This is a genomic window from Streptomyces xinghaiensis S187, assembly GCF_000220705.2.
GTDB lineage: Bacteria > Actinomycetota > Actinomycetes > Streptomycetales > Streptomycetaceae > Streptomyces > Streptomyces xinghaiensis.
Genome location: NZ_CP023202.1, coordinates 6463260 through 6475571, shown reverse-complemented (window position 1 = coordinate 6475571; position 12312 = coordinate 6463260). Strand labels below are relative to the sequence as shown.

10 protein-coding genes are annotated in these 12312 nt (G+C 75.5%); 3 read left to right on the top strand and 7 right to left on the bottom strand.

Features of this window, described 5'->3' with window-relative positions; all coding sequences use genetic code 11:
- Positions 1–43: 43 nt before the first annotated feature.
- The 4 genes from SXIN_RS27685 to SXIN_RS27670 all read right to left on the bottom strand — a co-directional run bounded on the left by SXIN_RS27685 (position 44) and on the right by SXIN_RS27670 (position 4606).
- The gene (locus tag SXIN_RS27685) at positions 44–1717 is read right to left on the bottom strand and encodes an MFS transporter (protein WP_095757699.1); all 1674 of its coding nucleotides are present in this window, start codon (positions 1715–1717) and stop codon (positions 44–46) included.
- Between the two features lie 49 nt (positions 1718–1766).
- Positions 1767–3125, bottom strand: a complete 1359-nt coding sequence (locus SXIN_RS27680; RefSeq protein WP_019708652.1) for an aldehyde dehydrogenase family protein — start codon at positions 3123–3125, stop codon at positions 1767–1769.
- 153 nt (positions 3126–3278) lie between these two features.
- Positions 3279–3908 (bottom strand): TetR/AcrR family transcriptional regulator, encoded by a 630-nt coding sequence (locus SXIN_RS27675; protein WP_095757698.1) that lies wholly within the window; start codon positions 3906–3908, stop codon positions 3279–3281.
- A 2-nt stretch (positions 3909–3910) separates the two neighbouring features.
- The gene (locus tag SXIN_RS27670; protein ID WP_019706209.1) at positions 3911–4606 is read right to left on the bottom strand and encodes a type 1 glutamine amidotransferase domain-containing protein; all 696 of its coding nucleotides are present in this window, start codon (positions 4604–4606) and stop codon (positions 3911–3913) included.
- Between the two features lie 335 nt (positions 4607–4941).
- Here SXIN_RS27670 and SXIN_RS27665 point away from each other — a divergent pair, with 335 nt between their 5' ends.
- Positions 4942–5835, top strand: coding sequence for a LysR family transcriptional regulator (locus tag SXIN_RS27665; protein WP_238153879.1), 894 nt, complete (start codon positions 4942–4944; stop codon positions 5833–5835).
- Positions 5836–5914: 79 nt separating this feature from the next.
- Here SXIN_RS27665 and SXIN_RS27660 read toward each other — a convergent pair whose 3' ends face one another.
- Both SXIN_RS27660 and SXIN_RS27655 read right to left on the bottom strand, forming a co-directional pair.
- Positions 5915–6754: an alpha/beta fold hydrolase gene (locus SXIN_RS27660; RefSeq protein WP_039818215.1), complete on the bottom strand. Its 840-nt coding sequence runs from the start codon at positions 6752–6754 to the stop codon at positions 5915–5917.
- 213 nt (positions 6755–6967) lie between these two features.
- Positions 6968–9145, bottom strand: coding sequence for an MMPL family transporter (locus SXIN_RS27655; RefSeq protein ID WP_019708654.1), 2178 nt, complete (start codon positions 9143–9145; stop codon positions 6968–6970).
- 404 nt (positions 9146–9549) lie between these two features.
- Between SXIN_RS27655 and SXIN_RS27650 the strand changes: the two genes are divergently transcribed.
- A complete protein-coding gene (locus SXIN_RS27650) occupies positions 9550–10677 on the top strand; it encodes a sensor histidine kinase (protein WP_238153878.1) in 1128 nt (375 codons plus the stop codon).
- Positions 10674–11348 carry a response regulator gene (locus tag SXIN_RS27645; protein WP_019708656.1) on the top strand — a complete coding sequence of 225 codons (675 nt, stop codon included), beginning with the start codon at positions 10674–10676 and terminating at the stop codon, positions 11346–11348. The genes SXIN_RS27650 and SXIN_RS27645 overlap by 4 nt, the downstream gene beginning before the upstream one ends.
- A 244-nt stretch (positions 11349–11592) precedes the next feature.
- Here the strand turns inward: SXIN_RS27645 and SXIN_RS32535 are convergent, their stop codons facing one another.
- Positions 11593–12189, bottom strand: coding sequence for a hypothetical protein (locus SXIN_RS32535; RefSeq protein ID WP_238153877.1), 597 nt, complete (start codon positions 12187–12189; stop codon positions 11593–11595).
- Between the last annotated feature and the right edge of the window lie 123 nt (positions 12190–12312).

Below are 12312 nucleotides of genomic sequence, written 5' to 3'. Positions count from 1 at the left end.
CCGCCGCCCACGCTCCGCTCACCCGGCGACACGGCGTTCCGCGTCACAGCCGGCCGGGGCATCGCGCGGTGTCCCGGTCCCCGTCGCCCCCCGCCGCGGACATCGCCGCCGCCCCGGCCGGCCGGTCCGCCGCCGGTCCCGCCTCCAGGACGACGACGGCGGGCGGCCGGTCGCGGCGCAGCCCGGCCAGGGCGACGAGCACGACGAGGGCGAAGGCGGCGCCGCCCAGGCCGAAGCTCAGCGTGTACTGGGTCTCGGCGGGCAGCGCGGGGGCGCCCGGCGGCAGGCCGGGGAGGGTGTTGGCGGCGAGGAGCGTGGTGACGACGGCGCTCGCCACGGAGCTGCCCACCGACCGGGAGATGGAGTTGATGCCGTTGGCGATACCGCTCTGGTGCGCCGGTACGCCGGCGACGATGAACGCGGGCAGGGTGGCGAAGCCGAAGGCCACGGCGATGCCGGTCAGGGCGCCTCCGGTGACGACCGCCGCGGGCGTGCCGTGGGCGAGGGCGAGCACGGCGAAGCCGGCGACTCCCGCGCAGGCTCCGGCGGCCAGGGTGATCCGGGCGCCGATCCGGCGGACCAGCGCCCCGCCGAGCTGGGCCGCCAGGAGTGAGGCCGTCGCCCCGGGCAGCAGATAGACGACGGAGGTTCGCAGCACGGAGGCGCCGAAGCCGTACCCCGCGATCTCCGGGGGCGTCTGCACCAGGTAGGAGACGCCGATGAACTGGGTGAACAGGCCGAAGCCGAGCAGCACTCCGGCGATGTTGGTGAAGAGCACGGGCCGCCGCAGGAGCATCCGCAGGTCCACCATCGGCTCCCGCACCCGGCGCTCCACCAGCGCCCACACGGCCGTCGCCACCGCCGCGCCCGCGAGGCAGCCGAGCACCCGGGGCGAGCCCCAGCCCCAGGCGTTGCCCTGGGAGACCGGCAGCAGGAAGAGCACCAGGGCGGTGGCGAGGAGGGCCGCGCCCGCCCAGTCCGTGCGGCCGCCGGCGGGGTGCGGTGACGGCGGGACGGCCAGGGCCACGGCCGCCAGCGCGACGGCCGACAGCACCGCGGCGAACCAGAAGACCCGGTCGTAGCCGGCCTCCGGGCCCCGTGTGAGCAGTCCCGCGCCGACCAGCGCGAATCCGCTGCCGAACGCCAGGGTTCCGCTGACGAACCCCATGGCGCCGGGCAGCCGGCCGGGCGGCAGCTCGTCGCGGAGGACGGAGAGGGCGAGCGGGAAGAGCGCGGTGGAGGCTCCCTGCAGCACACGGGCGGTGATCAGCACGGGGAGCGAGCCGGCCGTGGCGGCGAGGACGGAACCGGCGACGGCCAGCGCCAGGACGCCGAGGAGGACGGGCCGCTTGCCGCGCTGGTCGCCGAGGCGCCCCAGCAGCGGTGTGGACACGGCGGCGGAGAGCAGGGTCGCGGTGATCAGCCAGCTCGCGGCGGAGGAGGTGAGGGACAGCTCGTCCCGGATGACGGGCAGGATCGGCACGACCAGGGTCTGCATCGTGGAGACGACCATGGCGGCCGGTCCAAGGGCCAGGACGAGAACGGGCGCGGGGACGGAGCCGGGGGCGGGGCCGGCGATGCGGACGCGGCCGGGGGCGGAGCCGCGGCCCCGGTCCCGGCCCCGGTCCCGGTCCCGGCCCCGGAACGGGGACGGGGACGAGGACGGGGACGGGGACGGGACGCCCCGGGGCCGCCGCGTGCGGTGTGCTGGTGGCATGTCGGTGTCGGTGCTTTCTGGGCGTGCGGACCCGGCCCGGTGCGGGGACTCAGGAGAGCGGCACGTCCAGGACGGCCTTGTGGTGGCTGAACGTGGCGAGGGAGTGGCGGCCGTGGTAGTTGCCCATGCCGCTGGGGCCGACACCGCCGAACGGCAGCTCGGGGACGGCGAGATGGTAGATGGGCAGGCCGAAGTTGAGCGCCCCGGAGGAGGTCTCGGCGGCGAGCCGCTCCCGCGTGACGTCGTTGTCCGTGAAGGCGTAGAGGGCGAGCGGCTTGTCGCGCTCGTTGATGAAGGCGATCGCCTCGTCGAGACCGTCCACGGTGACGATGGGCAGCACGGGGCCGAAGATCTCCTCCCGCATCACCGGTGCGTCCGGGGCCACGTCGGCCAGCACCGTGGGGGCGATGTACCGGTCGGCGCGGTCGTGGGTGCCGCCGGTCACCGTCCGCCCCGAGTCGAGGAGCGCCGCCACACGGTCGAAGTGGCGCTCGTTGACGATGCGCGCGTACGCGTCGGAGGACTGCGGGTCCGGGCCGAAGAGCTGCCCGATCACCTCGGTGAGGGCGGTTTCCAGGGCGCGGGCCGTGGCGGGGTCGGTGAGGACGTAGTCCGGGGCGACGCAGGTCTGCCCGGCGTTGGCGAACTTGGTGGCGGCGAGCCGTGCGGCCGTCGCGGCCACGTCGGCGTCACGGTCGACGAACGCCGGGGACTTGCCGCCGAGTTCGAGCGTCACCGGGGTGAGGTGCTCGGCGGCCGCCTTCATGACGATGCGGCCGACCGTGCCGTTGCCGGTGTAGAAGACGTGGTCGAAGCGCTGGGCCAGCAGGGCGGTGGTCTCCGGGACGGCGCCCTCCACCACGGCGACGGCGTCGGCGTCCAGGTACTCCGGCAGCAGCCGGGCCATCAGCGCCGAGGTGGCCGGGGACAGCTCGCTCGGCTTGGCCACCACCGCGTTGCCCGCGGCCAGTGCGCCCGCGACCGGTACCAGCAGCAGATTGACGGGGTAGTTCCAGGCGGATATGACGAGGGCCACGCCCAGGGGGTCGTACTGGGTGCGGGCCGTGGTGCCTGTGGGGAAGGCGGCCTCGGGGACGCCCGCGGGCCGCGGGCGCAGCCAGTCCTCCAGGTGCTCCAGGTAGTGGTCGATCTCGGTGACGGTGCTCGCGATCTCCATGGAGTCGGACTCCGCGCGGCTCTTGCGGAGGTCCGTGTGGAGGGCGGCGGCGATGGCGTCGCCGTTCTCGGTCAGCAGCGCGCGCAGCCGGGAGAGCTGCTGCTTGCGCCAGGCGAGCGGCTTGGTGCGCCCGCTGCGGAAGGTGGCGCGCAGACGGCCGGTGAGGGTCGCGGCGTGCTCGGTGGTGAATGCGGTGCCGGTGTCCTGGTGGGTGGCCGGGGTCGCTGTCATGGTCGTGTCCCGTTCTGTCGGAGGGGTCGTTGGGAGGGGCTGCCGGGCGGGGACGGGAGCCGGAGGAGCGGGCGGAGGGCGGCGGGCAGCAGTCGGGGGTCGGCGGCCGGGGGAAGCGGGCGGTACGGGCGGGTCGACCGCCGGGTGGGCGGATCAGGGGGCGGCGCCCGCATCGCCCAGCAGTCCCGCGAGCAGCGCGTCCACCCCCGGGCGGAGAAGCCGTTCACCGTCGGGTACGGACTCCAGGCCGAGTACGAGGGCGATGCAGATGTCGGCCGCCTCGGCCGGATCGACGGCCCCGGCCGGATCGACCGCCCCGGGGCCGGCCGGTCCGGCCTCGTCCGCCTCCCCCTCGGCCGGGTCCGCGCCCCTGAGGCCCGCCCCGGCGAAGACGCCGATCAGCAGCGTGCGCAGGTCCGCGGTGAACCCGTGGCAGATGTCGCCGAACAACCGGGCCTTCTCGTCGAGGAGTTCGGCGGTGTGCGGCGAATCGCCGGCCAGTTCCAGGACCAGGCCGAGTTTGGCCTCCAGGACGCCCCGGACCCGGGTCGCGGGCGGGGCGTCGGCGGACGCGGCCCGCCGGGCCCGCTCCAGCGCCCGCGTGTGCAGGCGCTCGGCGAGCCGGCGGACCGCGTCGTCCTTGCCGCGGACGTACTGGTAGACCGCCGACCGGGACACGCCCATCGCACCGGCGATGTCGTCCACCGTGGTGCGCCGTACGCCGTACCGGGTGAGGCAGTCGTACGTCGCGTCCAGGACCTCCGTGAGCCGGTCGCCGCCCATGGTCAGCCCAGGGCCTTGACCAGCTCGGCCGCGAGCGGGCCGGAGGAGGCCGGGTTCTGCCCGGTGTAGAGGTTGCGGTCGGCGATGACGTTCGGGGCCCAGGGCTCGGCCTCGGCGTACTCCGCGCCCATCGCGACGAGACGGTCCTGGAGCAGCCACTTCGCCCGGTCCGCCAGGCCCGCCTGCCGCTCCTCGGCGTTGCTGAAGCCGGTGAGGCGGTAGCCCGCGAACGGCGAGCCGCCGTCCGTGCCGACGGTGGCCAGCAGCGCGGCGGGGGCGTGGCAGACCACGCCGAGGGGGCGGCCCGACTCCAGGGTCCGGGTCAGCACGGCGGCGGAGTCTGCGTTGACGGCCAGGTCCTCCATCGGGCCGTGGCCGCCGGGGTAGAAGACGGCGGCGTAGCCGGCCGGGTCCACGTCCTCCAGCTTGACGGGCCGCCGCAGTTCGTCGACCGACTCGAGCCTCTTCGCCATCGTGTCGGCGCCTTCCCGGCCGCCGTTGGCCTCCGGTGCGAGGCTCGCGCGGTCGACCGCCGGCACGACACCGCCCGGGGTGGCGACCACGATCTCGTGGCCCGCGGCGGTGAACACCTCGTAGGGGGCCACGGCCTCCTCGGCCCAGAAGCCGGTCGGGTGCCGGGTGCCGTCGGCCAGCGTCCAGTGGTCGGCGCCGGTCATCACGAACAGGATCTTTGCCATGGTGGTGCTCTCTCTTTCCGGGTTCCGGTTCCGGTTCCGGCTCCGGGTTCCTCCGCGGTTCCGGTTCCGGGTCGGGGTGTTCCGGTGGTCTCGGGTGACGGTCTGACGTTCTGGACTCAGATCGTCAGTCCACCGGCACCCCCGACCGTAGGCCGCCTCCGCTTCGGCGATCCAATAGAGTTCGCAAGATGAGAAATAGGGAATCCAATGGGTCGCGGGAAGGATCGGGGGGAGCTCCGCCCGAGCCCGCCCAGGGCTCCCCGGCGGCGGCCCCGCGGGACCCGCCGGGCCAACCGGCGGCGCCGTCCGGGCCCCGGCAGGCCCCGGCCGCGCCCGTGAACCTCTCCCTCCTCCGCACCTTCCTGGCCGTGCACCGGACCGGCTCGTACACGGCCGCCGCGCCCCTCCTCGGCCTGTCCCAGCCGACCGTGACCACCCAGATCCGCGCGCTGGAGCGGCACCTCGGGCGCCAGCTCTTCGAACGGCAGTCGCGCGGGGTGGCGTCCACCCCCTTCGCCGACGAGCTGGCGGACCGGGTCGCCGGACCGATCGACGCCCTCGCCGCGGTCGCCGACCGCGGGCCGTTCGACGGCGACACCGCGGCGCCGGTGCACCTCGCCGGGCCGGCCGACTTCCTCAGCTCCTGCGCCCTGCGCGTCCTCGCGCCGCTGGTCGCGCGCGGCGTGCGGCTGCGGGTCGCCACCGGTCTCTCCGACGACCTGCTGGAGGGGCTCCGCGCGGGCCGCCACGACCTGGTGGTCTCCTCCCGCCGGCCGCGCGGCCGCACCCTGGCCTCCGTACCGCTGGCGGACGAGGAGTTCGTCCTGGTCGCCTCGCCCGAGTGGGCGGAGCGGATCGGCCCCGACCGGGTCGCCGCCGAGGGCCCGGCCGCCCTGTCCGGGGTGCCGCTCGTGACGTACGCGGAGGACCTGCCCATCGCCCGCCGCTACTGGCGCCACGTCTTCGGCCGGCGCCTGGCCGGGCAGGCCGCGCTGACCATGCCGGATCTGCGGGGCGTTCTGACGGCGGTCACCGCCGGGGCGGGTGTCACCGTCCTGCCGGACTACCTCTGCCGGGCCGAACTCGCCTCCGGCGCCCTGGTCCCGCTGCTCAGCCCGGAGGACCCGCCCATCAACACGGCCTATCTCGTGGAGCGGCCCGGAACCGCGGACAACCCGCACGTGGCACTGGTCCGCGACCACCTGCTGAGGGAGTCCCGCACCTGGTGACGCGCCGGGCCCGGGCCCGGCGGCTGTGGGCGGGGCGGGCGCCGACGCCGGTTCCGGTGCCGGCGCCGTCCGGGGGAGGTCAGTCACCGGGATGCGTCCGCAGGTGTTCCAGCAGCAGACGGTTCAGCACGCCGGGGACCTCCTCGGGGACCCAATGGCCGACGCCCGGAAGGCGCTCGAAGCGGTACGGCCCCCCGACCCGGCTCCCGGTCTCCTCGGCGGCGGCCGGGCCGAAGGCCATGTCCTCCGTGCCCCAGACGTACAGGGTGGGCACGGAGGTGGTGCCGATCGCGTGGCCGGGGCGGCCGCCCCGGTACCAGTTCAACGCCCCGGTGAGGGCGCCCGGCGGCGACAGGTGCCGCACGTACTCCTCGACCCGGTCCGCCGGGACCGCGTCTCCGTAGAGGGCGCGCAGCTCCCGGGCGCCGTCCGCGAGCATGCGCCGCTCGGTCGCCGGGTCCCGCCACTCCGTCATGTACCGCGAGCGTGCCCGCTGGTCCGGGTCGGTACGGAGGGTGCTCGCCAGGGCGCCGGGGTGCGGGGTGGAGACGACCGTCAGGGTGCGCAGCCGGTCCGGGTGGGCGTCGGCGGTCCACCAGGCCACCGCGCCGCCCCAGTCGTGGCCGACGAGGTCGAAGACGGGCCAGCCGAGTTCACCGGTGATCGCCACCACGTCGGCGACGAGGGCGTCCATGGCGTACTCGGCGGGGTCCTCCGGGCGGGCGCCCGGCGAGTACCCGCGCTGGTCGGGTGCGGCCACCCGGAACCCCCGGTCCGCCAGCGCGGTGATCTGCCGCTCCCAGACGAGCCCGGTCTGCGGGAATCCGTGCAGCAGGAGGACCGGACGGCCGTCCTCGGGCCCCGCGGTGATCGCGTCGAACACTCCCCGGGAGGTCGGGATCCTCACCTGACCTGACATGCGCCACCTCTTCATACCGACTGGTCGGTCCAGCCTTTTGCAGCGGCGGTGTTCTGTCAAGCGGGCTGCGCGCACACACGGTTCCCCGGAGGACGGCCGGTGCTCACGGCACCGTGGGACCCAACGGGCAATCCGCCCGGCCCCGGCCCGGACCCCGATCGCGGCTCCGGCCCAGCCCGGGCCCGGGCCCCCGCCCCCGGTCCCCTCCTCGCCTCAGCGGTTCCCGGGCCCCGGGGCGAGCGCCGGCTCGGGCTCCGGCCCGGGCGGGAGATCCGGATCCGCGGCCTCCACGCCGATCCGGGGCAGCCGGCGGCCGAGCCCGCGGGGCAGCCACCAGGTGGCACGTCCCATCAGGGCCATGGCCGCGGGCACGAGGACCATGCGGACGAGCGTGGCGTCGAGCACGATGGCGGTCGCCAGGCCCAGTCCCATCATCTTGACGAGGGGTGAGGGGTTGGCGACGAAGCCGAGGAACACCACGGTCATGATCAGTGCGGCCGAGGTGATCACCCGGCCGGTGGCCGCCATGCCGCGCGCCACCGACTCGGTGGTGTCCCCGGTGGCCTCGTACTCCTCCCGGACGCGGGAGAGGAGGAACACCTCGTAGTCCATGGAGAGGCCGAAGAGGACCGCGAAGAAGATCGTGGGCAGGGGCGAGGCGATCAGGTAGGTCCCGTCGAGGTTGAACAGGCCGCCGAGCCAGCCCCACTGGAAGACGGCGACCACCACGCCGTACGCCCCGCCGATGGACAGCAGGTTCACCACGACGGCCTTCACGGGCAGCGCGACGGAGCGGAACACCAGCATCAGCAGCAGGAAGGACGCCGCCAGGATCGCGCTGATGAGAATCGGCAGCGTATCGGCGAGTTGCCGGGTGAGGTCGTCGGTCACCGCGGTCACACCGGACACAGCGACGTTGGCGGGGACGAGGCCGCGAACCCGTTCGAGCGTCCGCGCGGTCTCGGAGTCCGCGGGGCCGGTGGCCGGGATCGTGGGCAGTACGACGGTGTCCCCGGCCGCGGAGGTCCGCGCCTCGCCGACCGTGACGATGCCGGGGTCGGCGGCGATGCGCCGGGCCAGCCCGGGGATGTCCTCGGCGCCGGCCCCCGGGCCGCGCAGATCGGCGACGATGACCAGGGGGGCGTTGACACCGGGGCCGAACCCCTCCGCCAGCAGGTCGTAGGCGCGCCGGTGGGTGGTGCTCGCCGAGTCGTCGCCGGCGTCGGGGAAGCCCGTCTCCATGCTCAGCGCGGGGGCGGCCAGGGTGAGCAGCACCGCGGACGCGGCGAGCAGGTGGCGCCACGGCCGGGCGGACACACGGTGGGCGAAACGCCACCACGCCGTGAACTCGGCCCTCTTCGCCGGGCGCTCACGGCCCGGGAGCCGCCGCCTGTTGTGGACCCGGTCGCCGAGGAGCGTGAGCAGGGCCGGCAGGAGGGTCAGGGCGGCCGCCACGGCGAAGAGGACCACCAGGGCGGTGCTCAGGCCGATCGACGTCAGGAAACTCAGCCCGGTCAGCGCGAGGGCGGCCATCGCCACGACGACGGTGCCGCCCGCGAACAGCACGGCCGCGCCCGCCGACGCCATGGCGTTCGACAGCGCGGTGGCGTTGTCCTGGCCCGCGGTGCGGTTCTCGCGGTGACGGGCCACGATGAACAGGGCGTAGTCGATGCCGGTGCCCAGGCCGATCATCGCGCCGATCGTGGGGGCGGCGGTGGAGACGTCCATCGCGTTGGCCAGCAGCAGGACGCTGCCGAGGCCCGCGGCGACGGCCACCAGGGCGAGCGCGACCGGCACCAGGGCGGCCACGACCGTGCCGAACGCCACCACCAGGATGACCAGTGCGGCCAGCAGGCCCGCCGCCTCCGCGCCCGAGGTCTCCGTCTCGGCGTTGAGGAAGACGGCGTCACCGCCCAGTTCGGCGACGAGACCCGCACCGCGTGCGGGCTCGATCGCGTCGGCCATGGCCTCGATCTGCCCGGGGTCCACGTCCATCACGGGCACGTCGAACGTGATCCGGGCGAAGCCGATGCGTCCGTCGGGCGAGAGCGCACCGCCGGTGAAGGGGCCGGCCGCCGAGGCGACGTGCTCCACGTCGGCGATCCGGACGACCGCGGCGTCGACGGCGTCCCGGTGCCGCTGCAGCCGGTCCCCCTCCGGCGCGGCGAAAACCACCATGGCGCTGCCGCCGGACGCTTCCGGGAAGCGCTCCTCGAGCAGTTCCATCGCCTTCTCGCTCCGGCTGCCGGGAGCGACGAGGTCGTCGGCGAACGCCCCGCCGAACATGCCGGCGAGCGGCAGCACGAGGAGGAGGGCCACCGCCCAGGCGGCGATCGTGGCCCGGGGCCGGCGGGCGCTCGCGCCGCCGATGCGGCGCGTGAATCGGTTCATGAAGGTGTGTGCTCCCGTGAGATGACTGCCGCCCGCCGTCTCTCTTCGGTGCGGCGGGGGCAGGAGCCGTGAGGCGGTTCCATCGTCGGCGCCCGGCCCCCGGCTGTCCCCTGCCGCCGGACGGGTTCGCCCCTCCCCCGCGGGGCGGGGGGACCGGGGCGGCGCCTCCCCCGCGCGACGGAGGAGGCACCCGCCCACGGGCGGGTGACCGCGTCTCCGACCTGGTCCTACGATGGTGTGCCCGGTGGATCCCGACGGCTCGCCGGGGCACCGAAGCCTCCCCGGGAGCGATGATGAACCGTACGGCGCTGCCTTCCGGTGTTCCGCTCCCCGGCGTACCCCTCCCCGGCGTACCGAGCGGGTTCCGCGGGCCCTTCACCCGCCGGCCGCGCACCGCGGACGCCGTGCTCGCGGCCGTCATGTTCCTGCTGACGGTGTTCGTGGAGGAGGCGCCGGGCGGCACGCTCGCCCTCCGCCCGGTCACCGACGTCCCCCTCCCCGTCCTGCTGCTGTACGCCGTGGCCGGCGCGGCGCTCTGCCGGCGCCGCCGCGAACCGGCCGCGGTGCTGGTGGTGGTGCTCGCCGCCTGGGCCCCGACGCTGGGGAGCAGCTACGCCACCATGGGCGGGATGGTGGTCGTCGCCCTGTACGGCGTGGGGAAGTACGCGGGTGCCACCCGGGGGAACCGGCTCGCCGTCGCCGCGGCCCTCGCCGCGCTGGTGGCCGACGGCCTGCTGGACTCCGTCCCCTGGGGGGACATCGGCTTCGGCGTCCTGGTCATGGCCGGTGCCTGGTACATCGGCAGGCGCCTGCGGCTGCGGGCGGAGCGCGCCGTCCAGCTCCGTTACGAGCAGGCCGCCGAGGCGCGCCGGATCGTCACCGAGGAGCGCAGCCACATCGCCCGCGAACTGCACGACGTGGTCGCGCACCGGGTGAGCATGATGACGGTGCAGGCGGGTGCGGCCCGGATGGTGGCCGCCCACGATCCCGAGGAGGCCCGCGAGGCGATGGCGGCGGTGGAGGAAGCCGGGCGCCAGGCGCTGGACGAGCTGCGTCACCTGCTGGGAGTGCTGCGGCCGGAGGCGGACCGCGACCGGCTGGGCCCGCAGCCCCGGCTGGACGACCTCCCCCGGCTCGTCGAGCAGGTGCGCGAGGCGGGGCTGGACGTCTCGGTCGTCCCGGCCGGCGGCGGTGCCGGGGCCGCTCTCCCGGCCCGGGTGGAGCTGTCGGCGTACCGCATCGTCCAGGAGGCGCTGACCAACGTGCTCAAACACAGCGGGCCGCGGACCCGCGCCGAGGTGCGGCTGCGCAGGGACGGCGGCGACCTGACCATAGAAGTGGTCGATGACGGCCGTGGTGCCGCCGTCCCGTCCGTGTCGGCAGCCGGGCCTCACGGCGGTGTGGCGGGCCACGGGATCGTCGGCATGCGGGAGAGAGCGCTCCTCCTCGGCGGAAGCCTCGACGCGGGGCCGCGTCCCGGCGGCGGATTCCGGCTGACGGCCCGTCTGCCCACGGGAGGGGAGCCCGCGTGAGCATCGGTGTCGTCGTCGTCGACGACCAGGCGCTGGTCCGCCGGGGATTCGCCATGATTCTGCGGGTCCATGACGACATCCGGGTCCTGGCCGAGGCCGGGACGGGACTCGAGGCCGTCGAGGCGGTGAGCAGGCACCGTCCGGACGTGGTCCTCATGGACATCCGCATGCCGGGCATGGACGGCATCGAGGCCACCTCCCGGATCCTGCGGGACGCGGACTGGGACGTCCGGGTGCTGATCCTGACCACCTTCGACCCGGACGAGTACGTGTACGAGGCGCTGCGCGCCGGTGCCAGCGCCTTCGTGCTCAAGGACATCCCGCCCGAGCAACTCGCCACCGCCGTACGCACCGTGGCCGGGGGCGGAGCGCTGCTGGCCCCCTCGATCACCCGGCGCCTGGTCGACCGGTTCGCGGAGCGCCGCGTCAACACCGCGGTGGCGGGCCGCCTGGAACGGCTCACCGAGCGCGAGCGCGAGATCGTGGTCGCCGCCGCCCGGGGCGCGAGCAACGCGGAGATCGCCGCCCAGCTCTTCATCGGCCCCGCCACCGTCAAGTCACATGTGTCGAGCATCCTCGGCAAGCTCGGCCTGCGCGACCGGGTGCAGATCGTCATCTTCGCGTACGAGAGCGGACTGGTGGAGGCGGGTGACCGGGACATCGGGCACTGATCCCGGTCCGCGTGCCTGCCGGTCCGCATGCCCGCCGGACCCACTCCTCGGGCCTGCCCGGACCACACGCCTTCCGGACTCACCGCCCGCCGGCCGCCCGGCCGGCCTGCCGACCCGCCGTGCCCTCCGGCCTGCCAACTCGCCGTGCCCTGCGGCCCGCCGGCCGCGAATCCGAACGCCGATCCGGGGTGCCGGCACCGCCGCGGGCGGCTCCGGCAAGGAGACACCTCCGGAGGCGCGCCCGCTACGCCGCAGCCGGCCCCGGGGCGGCGGCGACGCGCGGCAGTGCCGTGACGGCCACGGGGCGGGCCAGGAGCGAGTAGCGCCCCGTGTGGTCGGCGGCGGTGAGCCGGAACGGCAGGCCCTCGGCGAGCCGGAGGGCGGCCGCCTGCTGCCGCAGGTCGTCGGCGGCCCAGCGGCGCAACTCGGACGGCGCGTCGGCGTACCGCTCCGGTACGGGGCAGAGGACGCCCTCACCGGCCCACGGCTCGGCCGGGTCGGGGTCGAGCCCGTCGGCGATCCGGTGTGCCTGGGAGCGGAGCCAGCGGAGGGCGAGACGGCGGGTGGGCGCCGCGTAGCCGCCGAGCCGCACGGCGACGGTGCGGCCGTTCACCGGGCCCTCGGCGGTGGCCTCCGACCAGTAGACGCAGGCCACGGACGCGCCCGGCAGGGGCCCGCCGTCCACGGCCACCCCGTGCGGCGCGAACGTCAGCGCACGGCGCCGGGCGGGCTCCCCGGGGCGCTTCCCGGCCGCGGGGGTGGCGGGCGGACGCGCCCCGAAGTGCCGTACGGGGAACGGGAGTCGAGCGGGGCATGGGGGGAGGCGGAGGTCGTTGGCCACGTCCCCGAACCCTGCCGTTCCCACGCCGCGTTGACCAGAGGTGGCGCACTGTCACCCGAGGGTTGTACGGGCGCGGCACCCCACCGGTACGCGCCGTACGGAGGACCGGTGCGCGAGGGAGCG